Origin of the sequence: Fictibacillus sp. FJAT-27399 (assembly GCF_001510655.1) — a bacterium.
GTDB classification, from domain to species: domain Bacteria; phylum Bacillota; class Bacilli; order Bacillales; family Fictibacillaceae; genus Fictibacillus_C; species Fictibacillus_C marinisediminis.
Map to the genome: position 1 here is coordinate 469,926 of NZ_LMVC01000002.1, position 19,410 is coordinate 489,335.

At 42.7% G+C, this 19,410-nt stretch carries 18 protein-coding genes and 1 pseudogene; 14 read left to right on the top strand and 5 right to left on the bottom strand.

The genetic code is table 11. From position 1 onward, the window contains the following. Positions 1–117: 117 nt before the first annotated feature. Positions 118–720, bottom strand: coding sequence for a 30S ribosomal protein S4 (gene rpsD, locus AR335_RS07445; protein WP_053357547.1), 603 nt, complete (start codon positions 718–720; stop codon positions 118–120). A 347-nt stretch (positions 721–1,067) separates the two neighbouring features. On the opposite strand from rpsD, the gene megL reads away from it, so the two are divergent. Next, positions 1,068–2,279: a methionine gamma-lyase gene (megL, locus tag AR335_RS07450; RefSeq protein ID WP_156418984.1), complete on the top strand. Its 1,212-nt coding sequence runs from the start codon at positions 1,068–1,070 to the stop codon at positions 2,277–2,279. Positions 2,280–2,455: 176 nt separating this feature from the next. Here the strand turns inward: megL and AR335_RS07455 are convergent, their stop codons facing one another. Then, positions 2,456–2,941, bottom strand: a complete 486-nt coding sequence (locus AR335_RS07455; protein ID WP_062233787.1) for a GAF domain-containing protein — start codon at positions 2,939–2,941, stop codon at positions 2,456–2,458. 153 nt (positions 2,942–3,094) lie between these two features. Here AR335_RS07455 and refZ point away from each other — a divergent pair, with 153 nt between their 5' ends. Continuing rightward, positions 3,095–3,778, top strand: a complete 684-nt coding sequence (refZ, locus tag AR335_RS07460) for a forespore capture DNA-binding protein RefZ (RefSeq protein WP_062233790.1) — start codon at positions 3,095–3,097, stop codon at positions 3,776–3,778. Here refZ and hisJ read toward each other — a convergent pair. Beyond that, positions 3,746–4,582, bottom strand: a complete 837-nt coding sequence (gene hisJ, locus AR335_RS07465; RefSeq protein WP_062233792.1) for a histidinol-phosphatase HisJ — start codon at positions 4,580–4,582, stop codon at positions 3,746–3,748. The two genes, refZ and hisJ, sit on opposite strands and share 33 nt — an antisense overlap. A gap of 273 nt (positions 4,583–4,855) precedes the next feature. Here hisJ and ezrA point away from each other — a divergent pair, with 273 nt between their 5' ends. The 6 genes from ezrA to AR335_RS07495 all read left to right on the top strand — a co-directional run bounded on the left by ezrA (position 4,856) and on the right by AR335_RS07495 (position 12,895). Beyond that, entirely contained in the window at positions 4,856–6,547 is a 1,692-nt protein-coding gene (gene ezrA / locus AR335_RS07470) for a septation ring formation regulator EzrA (protein ID WP_053357552.1), read from the top strand. 259 nt (positions 6,548–6,806) lie between these two features. Continuing rightward, complete coding sequence (locus tag AR335_RS07475; RefSeq protein WP_062233798.1) at positions 6,807–7,946, top strand: cysteine desulfurase family protein; 1,140 nt, start codon at positions 6,807–6,809, stop codon at positions 7,944–7,946. 5 nt (positions 7,947–7,951) lie between these two features. Next, positions 7,952–9,157, top strand: a complete 1,206-nt coding sequence (gene thiI / locus AR335_RS07480) for a tRNA uracil 4-sulfurtransferase ThiI (protein ID WP_062233801.1) — start codon at positions 7,952–7,954, stop codon at positions 9,155–9,157. Between the two features lie 106 nt (positions 9,158–9,263). Next, a complete protein-coding gene (locus tag AR335_RS07485; RefSeq protein ID WP_053357555.1) occupies positions 9,264–9,467 on the top strand; it encodes an alpha/beta-type small acid-soluble spore protein in 204 nt (67 codons plus the stop codon). A 151-nt stretch (positions 9,468–9,618) separates the two neighbouring features. After that, on the top strand, positions 9,619–11,205 hold the full coding sequence (mbcS, locus tag AR335_RS07490) for an acyl-CoA synthetase MbcS (protein WP_062233805.1): 1,587 nt from the start codon (positions 9,619–9,621) through the stop codon (positions 11,203–11,205). Between the two features lie 91 nt (positions 11,206–11,296). Further along, positions 11,297–12,895: an amidohydrolase gene (locus AR335_RS07495; RefSeq protein WP_062233808.1), complete on the top strand. Its 1,599-nt coding sequence runs from the start codon at positions 11,297–11,299 to the stop codon at positions 12,893–12,895. A gap of 69 nt (positions 12,896–12,964) precedes the next feature. Here the strand turns inward: AR335_RS07495 and ppnK are convergent. Next, positions 12,965–13,147: pseudogene (ppnK, locus tag AR335_RS07500) on the bottom strand (NAD kinase); the annotation flags it as partial. Between the two features lie 97 nt (positions 13,148–13,244). On the opposite strand from ppnK, the gene AR335_RS07505 reads away from it, so the two are divergent. From AR335_RS07505 to AR335_RS07530, 6 genes are all read left to right on the top strand, one after another. Beyond that, the gene (locus tag AR335_RS07505; RefSeq protein WP_234293274.1) at positions 13,245–13,922 is read left to right on the top strand and encodes a DUF2953 domain-containing protein; all 678 of its coding nucleotides are present in this window, start codon (positions 13,245–13,247) and stop codon (positions 13,920–13,922) included. Continuing rightward, positions 13,915–14,406: a GerW family sporulation protein gene (gene ytfJ / locus AR335_RS07510; RefSeq protein ID WP_062233819.1), complete on the top strand. Its 492-nt coding sequence runs from the start codon at positions 13,915–13,917 to the stop codon at positions 14,404–14,406. The genes AR335_RS07505 and ytfJ overlap by 8 nt, the downstream gene beginning before the upstream one ends. 269 nt (positions 14,407–14,675) lie before the next feature. Continuing rightward, positions 14,676–15,173 carry a thiol peroxidase gene (gene tpx, locus AR335_RS07515; protein WP_062233822.1) on the top strand — a complete coding sequence of 166 codons (498 nt, stop codon included), beginning with the start codon at positions 14,676–14,678 and terminating at the stop codon, positions 15,171–15,173. 126 nt (positions 15,174–15,299) lie between these two features. Next, positions 15,300–16,292 (top strand): class I SAM-dependent methyltransferase, encoded by a 993-nt coding sequence (locus tag AR335_RS07520; protein WP_062233825.1) that lies wholly within the window; start codon positions 15,300–15,302, stop codon positions 16,290–16,292. A gap of 198 nt (positions 16,293–16,490) precedes the next feature. Next, positions 16,491–17,681: an acetate kinase gene (locus tag AR335_RS07525; RefSeq protein WP_062233829.1), complete on the top strand. Its 1,191-nt coding sequence runs from the start codon at positions 16,491–16,493 to the stop codon at positions 17,679–17,681. Positions 17,682–18,052: 371 nt separating this feature from the next. Further along, a complete protein-coding gene (locus tag AR335_RS07530) occupies positions 18,053–18,889 on the top strand; it encodes an EcsC family protein (protein ID WP_062233830.1) in 837 nt (278 codons plus the stop codon). Between the two features lie 117 nt (positions 18,890–19,006). On the opposite strand, the gene AR335_RS07535 is transcribed toward AR335_RS07530, so the two are convergent. Continuing rightward, a complete protein-coding gene (locus AR335_RS07535) occupies positions 19,007–19,321 on the bottom strand; it encodes a hypothetical protein (protein ID WP_062233833.1) in 315 nt (104 codons plus the stop codon). Between the last annotated feature and the right edge of the window lie 89 nt (positions 19,322–19,410).

A 19,410-nucleotide genomic window follows, 5' to 3' on the forward strand; every position in this document is an offset into this window, starting at 1 on the left:
GAAAGGGTTCGATTTTTTTAAAAATGATCCTAAAAAGTCGAACTGCTGCAGTTCTTCGCTGTCTGCTGATATTTGCAATAAAAAAACGCTCCGTAAAAACGGAGCGTTTTCTTAAACTTAACGAGAGTAGTACTCAACGATAAGCTGTTCTGAAATTTCAGCCGGTAATTCAGAACGCTCTGGTAAGCGAGTGAATGTACCTTCTAGTTTGTTTTCGTCAAAAGTCAAGAAGTCAGGAACAAAGTTGTTCACTTCGATTGCTTCTTTAATAGCGCTAAGGTTTTGTGACTTTTCACGAACACCGATAACTGAACCAGGTGCTACGCGGAAAGATGGAATATCAACGCGCTTTCCGTTTACAGTAACATGGCCATGGTTTACCAATTGACGAGCTGCACGGCGAGTGCGAGCAAGACCAAGACGGTAAACGATGCTGTCTAAACGAGACTCAAGAAGGATCATGAAGTTTTCACCATGAATTCCTGTCATTTTGCCTGCATCGTTGAAGATACGGCGGAATTGACGCTCGTTTACACCATACATATGACGAAGCTTTTGCTTCTCTTGTAATTGTAAACCGTATTCAGAAAGTTTTTTACGTTGGTTAGGACCATGTTGTCCAGGAGCGTAAGGACGCTTTGCTAATTCTTTTCCAGTTCCGCTTAGGGAAATACCTAAACGACGGGAAATCTTCCATGTAGAGCCAGTATATCGAGCCATGAATGACTCCTCCTTCACTTGTTTTGTTTTAGTAAAACACAACAGTGACTGTTTTCTTTTCATCTGCATATTTTATTTGCCTATACCTTCACTTCAGCAGCCTTTGAAGCTACGAGATATACCATGCTTCTTCAAACATGTAACAAAATAAAACAAATGACGAACACAGTGCCGCTTTATTTTACACAATGATTAGTATATGTTTTTTCGGGAAACAAGTCAAGGGCTAGTCTTAATATAAAGGCGCCATGGCAGTGATGGCTGAATACAATAATGGCAAAGTGGAAGGAATTGCGTTTCTGTGGGAGAAAGTTTATAGAAAGCGCTTACAAATAAAAAAGGGGTGCATATCTATGAAGTCCAAGTATTTTGAAACCAATGCCATACACGCTGGGTATGAGGACAGCAAGCATGGAGGAAGTCTGTCTCCCCCGATCTACCAGACCTCGACTTTTGTTTTTCCGGATGCAGAAACGGGCGAGCGGAGATTTGCCGGAAATGAAGCAGGATATGTTTATTCCCGGCTGAAAAATCCGACAGTGGTTATGTTTGAGGAGCGAATGGCAGAACTGGAAGGCGGGGAGAAGGGTCTGGCTTTTGCATCCGGTATGGCCGCAGTATCAGCAGTATTGCTCGGCCTGTTGAAAACAGGGGACCATATCCTTTGTTCGGAAGGGGTCTATGGATGTACCTTCGGGCTTCTGCAATATATGGAAGATCATCTTCAGATCGGGCACTCCCTTATTCTAATGGAGAATGAAGCCGCTTTAGAAGCTGCGATTTTGCCTAACACCTCACTTATTTACATCGAGTCGCCGATCAACCCGACAATGAAACTTGTAGATTTAGAAATGGTGTCTAGAGTTGCCAGAGAAAAGAACATTCCAGTCATTGTGGACAACACGTTTTGTTCTCCGTATTTGCAGCAGCCTCTGAAAATGGGCTGTGACATTGTCGTGCACAGTGCGACGAAGTATCTTTGCGGCCATGGAGATGTCATCGGAGGCGTTGCAGTTGGAAGGCAGGACGTGATGCAGCAGATTGCAATGACCGCCCAGAAGGATATCGGTGGGATCATGTCCCCTTTTGAAGCATGGCTGCTTTTAAGGGGCATTAAAACGCTGCCTGTAAGAATGGACCGCCACTGTGATAATGCCGAAAGGATCGCTGTTCTTTTAAAACGCCATCCCTCTATTGAGTCTATCTTTTTTCCGGGAGATCCGGACTTTGCTCAGTATGAGGCAGGGAAGAGGCAGATGAAAAAGGCAGGCGGAATGATCAGCTTTTTGATAAAAGGAGGCAAGCCGGAAGCTCAGCAGATGATGAATGCATTAAAGCTTGTCAAAATTGCTGTAAGTCTTGGGGACGCTGAGACGCTTATCCAGCATCCGGCGACGATGACACATGCCGTAGTGCCTGAACAGGAACGGGAGAAGATGGGGATCAAACAGAATCTGCTGCGCTTATCCGTGGGGCTTGAAGCCTGGCAGGATATATGGGCAGATCTCGAGCAGGCTCTTCAGAGTGTTTATCAAAAAGAAAATCAGGTCGTAAGATAAAAAAAAGAACGGCCCGGAAGTTTTCCGGAGCCGTTCTTTCACATAGAAGTAATGTCTAGCTTCAGTGCCCAGGGCTGAAAACGTGTTTCTTGTTTTCAGCATAATGATGAAATCATCCCTAGTCCTCGGAGGACGATCTAATAACTCACAATTCGTCTTAGGTCGCTTACTCTTTTCTATATATGCTTGTTCAGTTCATCAACAAACCGTTCGAGCCATACTTTGTCGATCTCATCAAACCTGTTTTTTTCAGGGCTGTCAATATCAAGCACGCCAAACAGCTGGCCATTTTTTACAATGGGCACAACAATCTCAGATCGGGATGCAGCATCGCATGCGATATGCCCGGGAAACTGGTGAACGTCTTCCACAACCAGTGATTGCTGGTCTTTTGCAGCCGTACCGCAGACACCTTTTCCCAAAGGAATTCTTACACAGGCCGGCAGTCCTTGAAACGGTCCGAGGACGAGCTGGTCTGACAGTTCTTCATATTCATAAAATCCAACCCAATTAATAGCAGGGAGGAACTGGTTTAAAAGTGCTGAGGCGTTCGCCAGGTTAGCGGTAATGCTTGTCTCCCCTTCTAAAAGAGCACGGAGCTGCTTGAGGAGCAGATCGTATCCCTCTTCGCGATTTTGACTGTATTTTTCGACTGTAAACATGAACATCCCCCTTTTTATGCTAGCCGTCTTTCCCTATCTTATCAAAAATTGTAGAAGATTACATCCGAACAGGTGTATTTGTCGAGCGATTATTAAAGGGAATATCAGGTTTTCCAACGAAAAATAAGTAATAAGAAGGGTGGTGGATACTAAATGTCAAAAGATCAGATGGCTACCAAAATTAAAATTGCCGAAGCTGCGATTGAATTGTTTACAAACCAGGGGTATCAGGGCACCTCGGTCAGGCAGATTGCCAAGAGGGCCGGTGTTAACCTTGCTCTCGTTTCCTATCATTTTGGCGGGAAGCAAGGCTTGCTTGAAGAGCTGATTTCATCATTTTATGAAGGGTATATTCGCAAGATTGAAGTGGTGTACCATACATCGATGGACTATACAGTTAAAGATCAGCTTTTGACCATGATTGAAAGTGTCCTGCATTACCAGCTGAAGCAGCCTGATCTGTCACGTTTTGTCCATCGGGAAATGACGCTTGATTCTACATTAGTAAGGGAAGTGATGACCACTTACCTCTCTAAAGAAAAATATTTTTATGACACCCTATTTGAAAAAGGCATGAAACAAAGGGAGTTTCATAAACAGCCTGTCATGCTCCTGACCATGCAGCTGAGAAATCTGCTCATCATGCCTTTCCTTCATCCGTTATATATATCTGAAGTCTTCTATACGGCTCCACATGATCCCTTATTCGTTACGTCTTATGTGAGTTTCATCAATAAATGGCTGGAGCAGTCGGTTTGTATCCCGCCTAAAAAGAATCCGCTTCTGTCTGCTGTGCAGAATCCGCTATTTTCTTTGCAGGGAAAATGGAACGGATAAAAGATCTTGGTGGATGAGTATATCATAGCCTTGTCCCAATCCCTTTGCACTATGGGCATCTGAACCATAGACAAAAGGGATTTTCTGTTTTATGGCCTCCTCAATCACCCAATGGGGAGGATAGGACTCTCCACACAATGGCTTGAATAATCCCGCTCCATTGTAGTCAAGTTCATAGCCGTGCAGCTTAATCAGTTCCAAAATCGTTCGGATTTCTTCCTGATAAGATTGATCCGTTGGATACTGCTTCTTAAATTTCTGGGCAAGGGTCATATGGCCGATCCGTTTTGGCTTGTAATTTCCCAAGTCTGATGTGATGGACTTTGATAGTGTCTTATAATAGGCACTGTATACCTTGTCTGTGCTGCCGAATGAACGAACCATTTCACCGAACATGTCCTCGCTGTAATCAATGCAGAAATAGGAGCTTTCCTGCTTAATGAAATGGACGGAAAGAATGGCATCATCAAGCCGGGGACCGACTTCATTTAAAAAATCTTTTGTTTCCTTTTCAAATCCATCAATAAAGTCTACCTCTAATCCGATATTTATGGAGATCGTCTTGCTGTAATATTGTTTTGCAGCTCCCAGTTCGTCCAAGTAGGAAGATAGCCTGCTTAATTCCATGCCTGAATCTTTTTCTGGTACCGGATCAATGAACCCTGAAGGCAAGGGGGCGTGTTCGGTAAAGGTCATTCCGGATAATCCTGATTCAATTGCCCGTTCAATATATAGAGAAATCGGGTCGGCGGTGCCATGCGGACAATACGGGGTATGGACATGGCCATCATAAAAAGTAGACATCGTTAACCTCCTGAGTTTTGTTAAAGGATAAGAAAGCTTTGATATTTATGGAAAAAAATTATGGTTTTTTTCATTTTTTTTTAGTCAAAATTCAGTTTTACATGTTATCATAAGAACATTGAGTTAGCTTTGGACAAGTGAAAAGCACTGTAAAACACTGGCATTCAATAAAAAAATTGCACTCATTAATTATTACAATTAAAATTAAACAATTGTAACATCATTATTACATAGATTTTGCAGTTTTGCAGAAAGGAAGAAAGGGTGCTTCCTATGACATACATAATTGCCGCAGTAGTTGTTTTAATAGCTGTCGTTGTTTTTGGCTCCTTTTCACGCAAACGGATTTATAAGCAGATTGACCGTCTGGAATCCTGGAAAATGGATATCATGAACCGTCCGCTAACAGAAGAGATTTCAAAGGTCAAAGGGCTTACAATGGTTGGTGAAACAGAAGAGAAATTTGAGTCATGGCGCAGCGACTGGGATGAGATGGTCACAGTTGAACTTCCAAATATGGAAGAGGCTCTGTTTGATGCCGAGGAAAGTGCGGACAAATACCGGTTTGGAAAGGCAAAAGGGATTCTGCATCATATTGAATCCCGGATGCAAGCCATGGAAGAGCGGATCAAAGCAATATCAGCTGAGATTGACGAACTGATCACAAGCGAAGAATTAAACAGGGAAGACATTATTGAGGCCAAGGAACAATTCAGTGAGGCTAAGAAGTACTTTCTGACACATTCCCGGTCTTTGGGGAAAACAGCCGTTCTGTTTGAAGAGGAGTTTACAGAAGTCAATGCAAAATTTGTTCAGTTTGATGAATTGACCTCACAGGGCAACCACCTCGAAGCCCGAAAAATTCTCGTTGAAAGTATTGAAAAATTAAAAGAAGCCAGATCGAAAATGGAATCAGTTCCTGAACTGCTAGTCATGCTTTTATCTGATTTGCCTTCAAGCCTTAAGGATCTTCAGGATGGATTCTTTGATATGGAACAGCAAGGCTATGTTCTCAATCACATTGGGATCGATAAAGAAATTACAGCGATGAATGAGACGATCACCAAATTGCTCGAGAAGGTATACGCACTGGAAATCGATGAAACGCAAAAAGGCATTGAACAATTAAACGCCGAAATCGATCAATTGTACGATCTTCTTGAAAATGAAGTGGTCTCAAAGCAGTTTGTGATTAAAGAGAAGGAAGTCATCCTTCAATCACTTTCTGATCTTCAGCTGGATATGGAAAAGATCCGTGCTGAAGCTGATATGGTAGCGCTCAGCTACCAGCTTGATCACTCCGATGTAGAAGTTCATAAGCGATTAGAAAAATTGTTCACTAAGCTCCAAACCAGGTTCTCCATCATTGAACAGTCTATCGAAGAAAAGAAGGACTCGTATTCGGTCATCCGTGAAATGATGGAAGAGATGGCGGTTCAGCTGGAAGATGTGAAAAAATCAAACCATGAGTATCAAGAAAAACTGATCAGCCTGAGAAAAGATGAGCTACAGACAAAAGAAAGGCTGAAAGAACTCCGCAGGAAGCTGCTTGAGGCAAGAAGAATGGTACAAAAAAGCAACCTGCCAGGACTTCCTGATCACTATCTGGTCACGATTGAAAAAGCTGAAAGCTATATTATAGAAGTTTCTAAACGGCTTGATGATAAGCCTTTGGAAATTGCAGATGTAACAGAAGTTCTCGAAAAAGCACTGGAAGCCGTTGAAGAGGGCTACAGGGAAACTGCTGAGATTATCGAAACAGCGCTGCTGGCAGAAAAGCTTATCCAATATGGAAACCGGTACAGAAGCTCTTATTCATCTGTTTCAGTACGGCTCATCGAAGCGGAAATTGCTTTCCGTAATTACCAATATGAAGAAGCACTTACCATTGCAGGAACTGCCATCGAAAGCGTACAGCCGGGAATCCTAAAAGAAATGGAAATCAATTTAAAGCAAAAGATTTGATGTGAAAGCTGGGACCTCAAAGTTCCAGCTTTTTCTGTGCGTAATAGTATGAGTACAGCAGCTTGAGGAAATCGGATTCTGAAAATCAAAATATCTTTTTGATTTCATTGATGCCATCCATTAATTTAGAGGGATTTATGGAAGGATAAAGAGAGATATGCAAAACAGTTTTCTGTTTAAAATACAATTTTTTCTTTTATTCGGTTGTGGTATTATAGATTGATGTGTAGAATAAGTGAGCTAGGCGGAGGAGTCAACCATGATTTATTTTGACAATAGTGCAACAACGAAACCATATAAAGAAGTACTGGATGCATTTGTTACTGTTTCTCAGAATTATTTCGCCAATCCATCCTCCATTCATTCCAAGGGCGGAGAAACAGAACGGCTTATATACCAGGCTCGAAAAACTGTAGCAGGACTGCTGAAAGTAAAACCAGCCGAAATTATATTTACTTCCGGAGGAACGGAAGGCAATAATACAGCCATTAAAGGAATTGCATTAAAGCATCAGGAGCGCGGCAAACATTTGATCACAAGTGAGGTAGAACATGCTTCCTCTTACGAAACATTTCATTATCTGGAGTCGCTTGGCTTTGAAGTGACGTATCTGCCGGTAAACTCTTCTGGAGAAATTTCCTTGGAAGAACTGGAGAAGAGCATCAGAAAAGATACAATTCTAGTCTCACTGATCCATGTAAATAATGAAGTCGGCACGATACAGCCAATCGTGGATGCAGGGAAAATCCTGAAGAATTTTCCTAAGGTATTTTTTCATGTCGACCATGTTCAGGGAATTGGAAAAATACCATTGCCATTTAAGGAAGCAGCAATCGATCTTTGCACGATGTCTGGGCATAAATTCCACGGTTTAAAAGGAACGGGTATCCTTTACAAAAGAGAAGGTGTTACCCTTTCACCCCTTCTGACTGGTGGAGTGCAAGAAGCCAGCGTGCGTGCGGGAACTGAAAATGTCGCGGGTATTGTTTCCATCGCGAAAGCGCTGCGCATGACGTTTGATCGTATGGAATACGGAATACGGTCTATGGAGACGGTTAAACAAAGAATGATGGATGAACTGTCTGTTATGGAAGGTATAACGATCAATACACCATCAAAATCTGCTCCCCATATCATCAATTTTTCGATTCATGGAGTAAAGCCAGAGGTAATGATCCATACCCTTGATCAAAAGGAAATTTATGTTTCCACCCGTTCTGCTTGTTCATCTAAACAGGCAGGAGCGAGCCGGATTCTGCTCGCAATGGGGCTTGGGGAGAAGAAGGCAGGTACAGCTATACGGATGAGCCTGTCGTTCGATAATACGTTAGACGAAGCAGAAGTTGTGCTTAAAGAATTAAAAAACGCAGTGGTTCAGCTGCAAACAGTAATGGGGTAAATAGAATGCAATATAATCACATTGTTATCCGTTTTGGTGAGTTATCATTAAAAGGGAAAAACCGAAGACATTTTGAGAGCCAGCTGAGGGAAACGGTACGCAGAAAGTTATCTGTATTTCCAAATGCAGTGGTTCTAAAATCATATGACCGGATTCTTGTAGAGATCAATGGAGAAGATCACGAGAAGATGATCGCTAAATTGCAGGAGGTTTTTGGGATTCATGCCATCAGCCTGGCGATCAGAACGGAAAGTGAAATTGAAGCAATCAAGGAAGCTGCATTAGCCGCTTTCCTTGAAAACGGGGCTGCTCCAAAGACATTTAAGGTGTCTGCACGCAGAAGTGATAAGCATTTCCCGGTCGGTTCGATGGAGCTCAACCGTCAAGTCGGCGGTTATATTTTAATCCACACAGAAAATGTTTCTGTCAATGTCCATCATCCTGATGTTGAAGTTAAAGTAGAAGTTAAAGATAACGGTACGTTCATCAGCTGCAAAACCTATCCTGGTGCCGGAGGATTGCCAATCGGAGTTGGCGGGAAAGCGATGCTGATGCTGTCTGGTGGAATTGACAGCCCTGTTGCCGGGTATTTGACCATGAAACGCGGAGTGCGTATAGAAGCTGTCCATTTTCACAGCCCCCCGTTCACAAGCGACCGCGCCAAACAGAAAGCAGAAGATTTGATGCAGGAATTAACACGCTTTGGCGGTAAGATGAAACTGCATGTGGTTCACTTTACAAAAATACAGCAAATCATAAAAGACAAAATTCCAGCAAGCTACAGCATGACCATTATGAGGCGCATGATGCTTCGCATTACTGAGCGGCTGGCTGAGGAACGAAATGCGATGGCGATCACAAACGGAGAAAATCTTGGACAGGTGGCTAGCCAGACGATGTACAGCATGCATACGATCAACGAAGTGACCAACCTTCCCATCATACGGCCGGTGGTTACGATGGATAAGCTCGAGATCATTGACATTTCTCAGAAAATCGGGACTTATGATATCTCCATCCGTCCATATGAAGACTGCTGCACTATTTTTGTTCCAGCTGCTCCTAAAACAAAGCCGAAACGCGAAAAAGCCAATCGTTTTGAGCAGAATATCGAAAACATGGAAGAGCTGATTGAAGAAGCGCTTTCCACGATCGAAACCATCTCGTTTGAAGAACAAAAAGAAGCTAAGGAATTTGAAGATTTATTTTAGCCTGCAGAATCTCTCTGCAGGTTTTTTTTTGGTACTTCATTTAATATTTACCACGGTTGCAATCCTTGTTTCCTTCACAATCTATAGGTACAGGAGGTGAAACAACATGGCAAACAACAACTCAAACCAACTTCTTGTACCTGGTGTACAACAGGCGATTGATCAAATGAAATTCGAAATCGCTTCTGAATTAGGTGTAAACCTTAGTGCTGACAACTCTTCCCGTTCTAACGGTTCTGTAGGAGGAGAGATCACAAAACGCTTAGTGGCAATGTCTCAGCAGCAATTTAGCGGATCTCAACAAAAATAACCAATTGAATACAAGATGGCTTAGGAGCGGGCTGCTGCCCGCTCCATTTATGTTTCTGCATACTCCTGCAGTAAATGTTAAAAATATTCCAAAAATATTGTATACTAAAGAAGAAGAACACGGTTTGCATACATAGAGGAGGATTACGGAAATGGAGAATCTTTTAGATTTACAAGCACCGCCTGTCTATAATGTAACAGAGGAAATGGAGAAATTCGCACAGGATGCTTCACGCAAAGCACTGATCTGGAAAGACGATAAAGGAACCATCAAAGAATTGACCTATAAAGCTCTCTTTGAAGCATGCAACAAAACGGCAAATGCACTTAAAAAGCTCGGTTTGTCTAAAGGTGACAGAACTCTTGTTGTGATGCCGAGAAAGATTGAAACGTATGTTGTATATCTGGCATGCCTGAAAGCTGGTATTGTTGTCATTCCTTCTTCAGAAATGCTTCGGCCAAAGGATTTAAGCTACCGCATCAGCCATAGTGAAGCAAAGGCTGTCATCTCGGACCTTGCTTTCCTTTCCAGTATCGACGCCATCGAAGATGAATTGCCTTCTCTTCAACACAAATTGTCTGTGGGCGGACATGCGAACGGCTGGGCCTCACTTGATGATTTATCACAGAATGAAAACGGTTTCTATGAAGGGGAGAAAACCGAAAAAGATGATATGGCCTTTTTATCCTATACATCCGGAACGACAGGCCAGCCAAAAGGTGCTGTACATACACATGGTTGGGCTTTTGCTCATTTAAGGACAGCCGCAAAAGGATGGCTTGGCATCAAAGAAGGAGATAAAGTGTGGGCGACAGCCGGGCCAGGCTGGCAGAAGTGGATTTGGAGCCCCTTTGTGTCTGTGTTGGGCTGCGGAGCGACAGGGTTTGTATATAATGGGAAGTTTGATCCTTCAACGTATCTCAGCTTATTGCAGGAACAAGAAATTTCTGTTCTCTGCTGTACACCGACAGAATACCGACTGATGGCGAAAGCCGATGGCCTCGAACAGTACTCGCTGCCGTATCTCCGCAGTGCAGTTTCTGCAGGAGAGCCATTGAACCGAGAAGTGATTGACACGTTTGTCCGCTGTTTCAATGTCACTGTACGAGATGGATACGGTCAAACGGAGAATACACTTCTTGTCGGCATGATGGACGGAATGGAGCTCCGCCCAGGTTCTATGGGGAAACCGACGCCTGGGAATCGGGTGGACATCATTAATGAGGATGGGGTGCCTGCCGGAATTAACGAAGTAGGAGATATCGCGGTGCATCAAAGTTCACCGGCTCTTTTTAAAACCTATTATAAAGATCCGGAAAGAACGAAAAGGGCGTTCCGCGGTGAATATTACTTAACGGGAGACAAGGCGAAGAAAGACGCTGACGGATATTTCTGGTTTGAAGGAAGGGGTGATGATATTATCATCAGTTCAGGTTATACGATTGGGCCGTTTGAGGTAGAAGATGCTCTTGTTAAACACCCTGCGGTTAAAGAATGTGCGGTGGTAGCCAGCCCTGATGAGATCAGAGGCCATATTGTGAAAGCCTATGTGGTGCTGAAAGATGAGAAACCACAAAATCAGGAGACTTTAATAAAGGATTTGCAGGAGCATGTGAAGTCATTAACAGCTCCATATAAATATCCGCGCAGCATTGAATTTGTTTCAGATTTGCCAAAAACGACGTCTGGAAAAATACGGCGAATCGAACTGCGGCAAAAAGAAGTAAAAGGCAGCTGAAAATGAAGGCAGGCAAAAGGCCTGCCCTTTTATGTGCGGAAAAATACCGCGGCGTGCAATAAGGGAAAGCTTAGACATAAAGAGGTGTGGCATGGGAACGTTATATTCGAATGGCATCATTTACACGCTTGCTCAAGAAGGTGAGACCGTAGAAGCGGTATATGTAGCAGGCAAAACAATAAAAGAAACTGGAACAGCTCAGTCGTTATTAAAAAAGTACAGCGATGAAATTGATTCATCTATTGATCTGGGAGGGGCTGTGATGTTTCCTGGGTTTGTAGACAGCCATCTTCACATCATCGGACATGGAGAGAAGCTGATCAGAAGAGATCTGTCTCATTTTACTTCAGCAGAAGAGATGGGAGACTATCTAAAAAGCGAGGCAGAAAAAGAAAAGCCAGGAAATTGGATCATCGGTGATGGATGGAATGAAAATAATTTTTTGGACAGAAAGATCTTCCATAGGCTTGAGCTTGATGAGCTGTCACCTCATCATCCAATGCTCCTTTCACGTGTTTGCCGACATGCTTTTTTGGCCAACAGTGCAGCCTTGGAACTTGCGGGAATTACGAAAGAAACAGAAAATCCTCCGGGAGGCATTATCGTCCGTGATGTAAACGGTGAGGCAACAGGTTATCTCCTGGACAGCGCTGCAGACCTTGTCAAAAAGGCTGTGCCGCCTGTGACGGAAAAATACATATCGAATGCCCTAACTTCTTCTGTGCATGATTTGCTCTCATTAGGGCTTACAGGAGGACATACCGAAGACTTAGGGTATTACGGCGGCTTTGAAAAGACGGTGTCCGCATTCAGGAGAGTGCTGAATGGTGATTCTATAAAATTTAAAGCACATCTTCTTGTTCATCATAGTGTGGTCAGTGATTATCAAGAATCAAAGCTTTCCGACACAGATTCTCCGTATATTGAATTTGGGGCAATGAAAATCTTCAGTGACGGAGCGTTCGGAGGCCGAACCGCGCTGTTAAGCAAACCGTATAACGACGCTCCGGATACTTCAGGTGTTGCAATCCATCGGCCGGAAGAGTTAAAAGAACTTGTTCACCTTGCAAGAAATCATATGATGGCTGTCGCTGTCCATACGATAGGTGATCTTTCCTTAGAATACACACTTGAGGCGATCCGGGCACATCCGGCCGTAACCGAGAAGAGGGACCGGATCATTCATGCTGGACTCGTCAGGCCTGATCTGATTGAGCAAATGAAACAGCTGCCGATCGTTATCGATATACAGCCAAGCTTTGTTCCGTCTGATTTTCCATGGCTGATCGAAAGGTTAGGCCTTGAAAGAATACCGTATGCATTAGCATGGAAAACCCTCATTGATCATGGGCTTCACTGTGCAGGCGGTTCCGATGCTCCAATAGAGGCAGTGAATCCATTAGAGGGAATTTACGCTGCGGTGACAAGGAAAAAACCGGATGAGAACCATGAAGGGTATCAGAAGGAAGAAAAACTTACAGCCTACCAGGCGGTTCAACTGTATACCGCGGGAAGTGCTTATGCGATCAGCAAAGAACATACAAGAGGACGGATCGAAGCGGGATTCGAAGCGGATTTTACTGTGCTGGACAGAGATATCCTTGCCAGTGATCCGAATGAAATCCTCGAAGCAAAAGTCCTTTATACGATCATTGATAATTCGATCGAATTCAGCGCCTTCCACCACTAAGCCATATACAAAAACAACCAACCCGCAACTACCGGGCTGGTTGTTTTTTGTTAGAAGCTATCTTTGAGCTTATAAGAAACTTCTCCTGACTTTATGCCAAAACGAGTTGTCTTTGAGTTTAACCGTTTTTACTTTTCGATCGGACAGCTCAAAACGGATCACTTCTGAATGCCTGATGCTTAGTGCTTCATTATCAATGCCGATGATTGGGTACTGGTTATTGTCCTGTTCAAACTTAAATGTCAGCTTTCTCATTGCTCTTTCACTTTGTAAATCCTTTTGTGAATCGAAACAGGTTTATTTTTCTTTATGCCGACCATAATGGTAATGAAAGGAAGTATGGCCTGTGATGATTTTTTTTATCGTACTCATTATTTTACTGCTCTTATTTATCATTCTGCTTTTTTCAACAGTACACGTTTCCTTTTTATACACACACAAAGGGGACGATGATTTTTTGCGTATTAAAGTTTCCCTGTGGAAAGTGATCTCCTATTCTGTCGTGGTGCCCGAAGTTAAAGTCAATACTTCCGAAAAAAAGATTGAAGCGAAAAAAAAATCAAATGGGGCTGCAGGGGTCAAAAAGAAGAAAACAAAAATCACCGTACAGACCATTAAGGAAAGCTACAGGAAATACAGCAGGCTCCTTGTCCATGTGACGGGCTTTTATAGAATTCTTCGCCGATTCTTAAAGAAAGTTACAATTTCACAGGTAAGGTGGGACAGCCGTTTCGGCCTTGGAGATGCGGCTTCAACAGCTGTTGCATCAGGCATGGTCTGGGCTTTAAAAGGCAATGCCCTTGGCATGCTGTCGCACTTTGTTTCTTTAAAAGGAGTGCCTTCCATTCAGGTCATACCTGTTTATCGAGGGACTCTTACGCAAACCAGGCTGTCCTGTATGATTTCTTTTAAAATCGGGCATGCTATTGTCGTCATGTTACAGATGTTGAAACATTGGAGAAAAATAAGCTCCAGCAAAAGTAAAAAATCAAAAAAATATATAGCAGGAGGAACATCACATGTCTGAGCATCCTATTGAAGGCCTTATGAAAACGGCGATGGAAAATCTAAAACAAATGATCGATGTGAATACCATTATCGGCGATCCGGTAGAAACGCCTGATGGAAGTGTAATCTTAACTGTTTCCAAAGTAGGTTTTGGCTTTGCAGCAGGAGGAAGTGAATTCAGCAGCGGTGATCATCAAAGCCAGGGTGGAGGCCAGCAAGGCCAGCAGGATTCCGGTGAAGAACTTCCGTTTGGGGGAGGAAGCGGCGGCGGTGTTTCCATCACTCCGATTGCTTTTTTAATCGTTGGTTCAACAGGTATCAAAACCATTCACTTGGATAACAGCACTCATCTTTATGAACGCCTTCTAGATTTGGCTCCAAGTGTTGTGGAAAAGATTCAGCATATGATGAACAACCGAAACAGACAAAGAAACGTTCAGCAAAACCAAAATCAGCAGCAAAAGCAAAATCAACAGCAAAATCAACAGCAAAACCCTTTTTAAGTTAACTGTCCATCAGTTAGCTTTTTTCTTTTCATCTTTACCGCTTTTCGTCTCTAACCAGGCGCTTCACCATTACTTGATCCAGCTTCAACTGGCCAAAAGCTTGGTCGTTTCACTCTCTCACCCCAACACAAAGACAGTGTTGAAGTTTGAGAGTTCCAACGTCTCACGCTTTTCAACGGCCGTTTCAGCATTACGTATTATTTGCACAATCGCTTTCTTCGATATATTATGAAACTTGTACATAATCATATAAAGGAGGCTTTTTCATGGGAGTAACATTTAAGGAAAAACCGGTTACGTTAGCAGGGAAGCAAGTAAAGGCTGGTGACCAGGCTCCAGATTTTAAGGTTCTGGCCAACGACATGTCAGAAGTGACACTAGCGGATTCTAAAGGATCTGTTCGATTGATTTCTGCCGTACCTTCCATTGATACAGGCGTTTGTGATGCGCAAACTCGCCGTTTTAACGAGGAAGCGTCGAAATTGGATAATGTTAAGATCTTAACTGTCTCAGTGGATCTTCCATTCGCTCAAAAACGCTGGTGCGCCGCTGCTGGTGTAGAGAACGTGCAGACACTTTCTGATCACCGTGATTTGTCTTTCGGCCAAGCTTACGGAGTGGCGATTGAAGAATTGCGCCTCCTTGCACGGGCTGTTTTTGTCGTAGACAGTTCAGACAAAGTCACTTATGTGGAATATGTGGATGAAGTGACCAACCATCCAAATTATGAAGCTGCCATCGAAGCTGCAAAAGCTGCTAATTAAACGAAAAACTCCGGAGGCATGCTCCGGAGTTTTTTAACGGTGTTCCATCTCCCATGTAACGCTTCATTGATTAATATAGAACGAAACGCATGCTGAATGCGGGGTAAGGATATAGGAGGAAGTAATATGAGCAGCCTTTCGAATGTAGAGAAGCTTTTTACGGTTATTGATCAGTCATCTGAGAGAATTAAACAAGAAGAAGAATTAACCTATCTTGAGGCGCTTGTGGATACAGGTGAAAACTTATTTCATCAAGAGATACCGGAAGACGTATCACAAGTGACAAAAGCTTTTTTAGAAAAAGAATACGCGAAAATCAATCTCGAAACGATGGGAGCTGAAGAAATTCGGAAAGCATTCCAGCTCGCCGTCTTAAAAGGAATGAAAGAAGCCATACAGCCGCATCATGCCATGACACCGGATGCTGTAGGTCTCTTTGTTGGGTACCTTGTACAAAAACTCATGCAGCAGAAGAAAGAATTTGTGCTTTTGGATCCCGCAGTCGGATCGGGCAACCTGCTTACAACAGTTTTGAACCAGTTTGGCGAAGAAGTCCAAAGCTTTGGTGTTGAAGTGGATGAGACGCTGCTGCGATTAGCTTGGATCGTCGCCAATTTGCAGAAACATAATGTAGAATTATATCATCAGGACAGCATTAAGCCTTTGTATGTAGATCCTGTAGATATCGTTGTTGCGGATCTGCCTGTTGGCTTTTATCCAGGGGATGAAACTGCGAAAGAATTCAAGGTATTTGCAGAGAAGGGCCATACGTACGCACATCATTTACTCATCGAACAAAGCATCAATTATTTAAAAGAATCCGGCTTTGGCGTTTTCCTCGTTCCTAATTCGTTGTTTTCGAGCGAACAAGCTCATTTGCTTCAAGACATGCTGAAGGAACGTGCAGTAATTTTAGGCATGATCCAGCTGCCAATGTCGCTCTTTAAACAGGAAAGCCATGCAAAAAGCATTCTGCTGCTGCAAAAAAACGGAGAACACACCATCAAACCAAAACAGGCACTCCTTGTTAATTTGCCATCCTTTTCTAAAAAGCAAGCGATGGGGAGCGTAATGAGCCAGATGAATGCGTGGTTTAGCTCTGAACTAAAACGTTCATAATAAAAATGATGAAAAACTCCTTCTGTGGAAACGAATTCATTTCTGAATATAATGAATATGCCTGGAAAACACTTAACAAACTTGAAATAAGTGTGCAAGGGTGTTTAAATGGTTAAGGATATTATGAATTTATAATGGGAAAGAAGTTCATGTCATTCGTGCACTTCTTTTTTCATTGCAGTTAAGGAGCTAAAAAGAATGGCTAAAATTATCGCAATCAACGCTGGGAGTTCTTCACTGAAATTTCAGCTGCTTGAAATGCCTGAAGAGAAAGTTCTAACAAAAGGTGTAGTTGAGCGTATCGGATTAAATGACTCCATTTTTACCATTGAAGTAAATGGAGAAAAAATAAAAGAAGTAACAGATATTCCTGATCATGGGGTAGCAGTTAAAATGCTGCTTGAAAAATTGACGGCGGCCCACCAGGTCATCTCTTCTTATGATGAGATTGAAGGGATCGGGCACCGTGTTGTTCATGGCGGTGAAAAGTTCAATGATTCAGCTGTAATCACTGACCAGGTCTTGGAGGAAATTGAGGAACTGTCTTTCTTGGCACCTCTTCATAATCCGGCGAACGTTGTCGGTATCAGAGCGTTCAAAGAAATTTTGCCAAACGTACCGGCTGTGGCTGTTTTTGACACGGCGTTTCACCAATCCATGCCTGAGCTCTCATTTTTGTATAGTTTACCATATGAATATTATGAAAAGTACGGCATCCGTAAATATGGTTTCCATGGTACCTCTCATAAGTATGTTACAGAACGTGCAGCTGAACTGCTTGGCCGTCCGGTCGAACAGCTTCGCCTTCTATCCTGCCACTTAGGTAACGGTGCGAGTATTGCTGCCATTGAAGGCGGAAAATCCATTGACACTTCTATGGGCTTCACGCCATTGGCGGGTGTTACGATGGGAACGCGTTCTGGAAACATTGACCCAGCATTGATTCCTTATATCATGCAAAAAACAGGCCAAACGGCTGAAGAGGTACTAAACGTTTTGAATAATAAGAGCGGAATGCTAGGTGTATCAGGCTTCTCTTCTGATCTTCGTGATATTGAGCAGAAGGCAAATGAAGGAAATGAAAGAGCAGAACTTGCTCTGGAAGTTTTTGCTTCCCGAATCCATAAATACATCGGTTCTTATGCTGCTCGTATGGCTGGCATCGATGCGATTATCTTTACAGCTGGAATTGGTGAAAACAGTGATACCATTCGTGCGCGTGTTCTTCGCGGTTTAGAATTTATGGGCGTATACTGGGACCCTGCATTAAACAAAGTACGCGGAAAAGAAGCATTCATAAGCTATCCTCATTCACCGGTTAAGGTTATTATCATACCTACGAATGAAGAAGTGATGATTGCAAGAGATACAGTAAGACTATCTAAATAATAATGTTAATAGAGCTGGTATCAGGTACCAGCTCTTTTTTTATAGGTATCCAACTTTCACTTTTCATGTTGGGATACGGGGCGTTGGTAAAACTCTTCTGCCGGTTTTTTGTTTTTATGGATCAAAAGAATGTATAATACTATTAAGAAAAGCGTAAGTGCCTTGCTTAGGTTCGAAAAGCGCTGGAACTCTTATACAGCAACACGCTTTTTGTGTTGTGGGAGTGAAGCGACCAAAGACGAATTGTTCGATTCGTCCTCAGAGGACCAATGCAGAAAACAAGAAACATGTTTTCTGCCCTAGGCACTGAAGCTAGACAGCACTTCGACAGATATCATCTTATAAATGTGCAAATGGCAGGAGGTTGAATTGTGAGCTTAACTTCAAGAGAGGAAAAAGTATGGCAATCCATCACCCAGTGGGAGTCCAGTTATTTTGATTATGAGCCGACAGATTTTGAAGCGACCTATGAACGATGGATTAAAAATCAGCTGAACCAACTGAACCCGGCACTCATTGAAAAAATGAATAATTTCATTGATTCTGCATTGTTTCATGTTCACGCATTGATTCAGAATTCAAGATACCAAACGGATGTAAGAGAGAGGCTGCTGTCAGAAGCACGTATTTTTAATCCCGAAGTGGAGATTATTGAAGATTTACAATCATGTACGATTGATCAGCTTACATATATTGCGCAGCAGCAAATCGCAAGAAGCCGGATGCTTTCTTTAGCGCAAGGGGGGCTTTCTGGAACAGGGGGACTCTTGCTGCTCGGGATGGATATACCGGCAATGATTGCTTTGCAAGTACGTTCCATACAATACATCGCAATGAATTACGGATATGATATACAGAAACCGTCTGAAATGATGATGTCGTTGAAGGTATTTCATGCTTCCACGCTTCCAAAACGGTATCAGTATGTAAGCTGGAACGAACTCCTTGAGGAGATTTCGAACGGTGAGCGTGATTCGTTCTTTTATGTTGGTGATGAATCCGTTGCAGATGTATCCTGGCTTTCTATGCCGCTTAAACAGGGAATGAAGGGAATCATTATTACCATGCTCAAGAAAAAGATGGTACAGGGTATTCCTTTGCTTGGTGTTTTGTTTGGAGCTGCCATGAACTATCAAAAGTCCAGAGAAGTAACAGAATTCGCTCAAAAATTTTATCAAAAGCGTTTTCTTTTGGAGAAACAATCATAATTAGTATGCATACAGCATACAAAAACACCCAGAATCTTTATCCGGGTGTTTTTGTATCCAATGATGTAATGGATAGCTCCATTGCGAGGATTTTAACAGGGCACTTGTGCTATTCTTTTATAAATGCAGCTTTAAGTTAATATCTTGATGGGTTCTGTACCAAAGCCATAAATCATTAATTACAGATGCTAGTTCAGCGATCTCCCAATTGAGTTTGCATGAGCGTTCGAAGTTTTCTTCAACACCGAGCTGATCCTGTTTTGTATTGATGATCTGTTCAATGTCGTGGATTCGGTCAGGAATGGTACCCCGTATGGATTCCCATTGTGCCAATATTCTTTCCTGTCTGGCGGGAGCGTAGTCTTCCCAAGCCTTTTGCAATAAGGGAAGCTCAATGCCAAGCCGTTCATTAAAAACAAATTCGGTTGCCACGTGTATCACCTCTTCTTTATTTTACATGAAAAAGCATGTTGCTGCGAATGAATAAAAACTAATATTTATACATTTTGATAAATAATTAT

Coding starts and splice junctions, on each gene's coding strand:
- rpsD (WP_053357547.1), bottom strand. CDS start 720: ATGGCTCGATATACTGGCTCTACATGGAAGATTTCCCGTCGTTTAGGT.
- AR335_RS07455 (WP_062233787.1), bottom strand. CDS start 2,941: ATGTTTACAGTCGAAAAATACAGTCAAAATCGCGAAGAGGGATACGAT.
- refZ (WP_062233790.1), top strand. CDS start 3,095: ATGTCAAAAGATCAGATGGCTACCAAAATTAAAATTGCCGAAGCTGCG.
- hisJ (WP_062233792.1), bottom strand. CDS start 4,582: ATGTCTACTTTTTATGATGGCCATGTCCATACCCCGTATTGTCCGCAT.
- ezrA (WP_053357552.1), top strand. CDS start 4,856: ATGACATACATAATTGCCGCAGTAGTTGTTTTAATAGCTGTCGTTGTT.
- AR335_RS07475 (WP_062233798.1), top strand. CDS start 6,807: ATGATTTATTTTGACAATAGTGCAACAACGAAACCATATAAAGAAGTA.
- thiI (WP_062233801.1), top strand. CDS start 7,952: ATGCAATATAATCACATTGTTATCCGTTTTGGTGAGTTATCATTAAAA.
- AR335_RS07485 (WP_053357555.1), top strand. CDS start 9,264: ATGGCAAACAACAACTCAAACCAACTTCTTGTACCTGGTGTACAACAG.
- mbcS (WP_062233805.1), top strand. CDS start 9,619: ATGGAGAATCTTTTAGATTTACAAGCACCGCCTGTCTATAATGTAACA.
- AR335_RS07495 (WP_062233808.1), top strand. CDS start 11,297: ATGGGAACGTTATATTCGAATGGCATCATTTACACGCTTGCTCAAGAA.
- AR335_RS07505 (WP_234293274.1), top strand. CDS start 13,245: ATGATTTTTTTTATCGTACTCATTATTTTACTGCTCTTATTTATCATT.
- ytfJ (WP_062233819.1), top strand. CDS start 13,915: ATGTCTGAGCATCCTATTGAAGGCCTTATGAAAACGGCGATGGAAAAT.
- tpx (WP_062233822.1), top strand. CDS start 14,676: ATGGGAGTAACATTTAAGGAAAAACCGGTTACGTTAGCAGGGAAGCAA.
- AR335_RS07520 (WP_062233825.1), top strand. CDS start 15,300: ATGAGCAGCCTTTCGAATGTAGAGAAGCTTTTTACGGTTATTGATCAG.
- AR335_RS07525 (WP_062233829.1), top strand. CDS start 16,491: ATGGCTAAAATTATCGCAATCAACGCTGGGAGTTCTTCACTGAAATTT.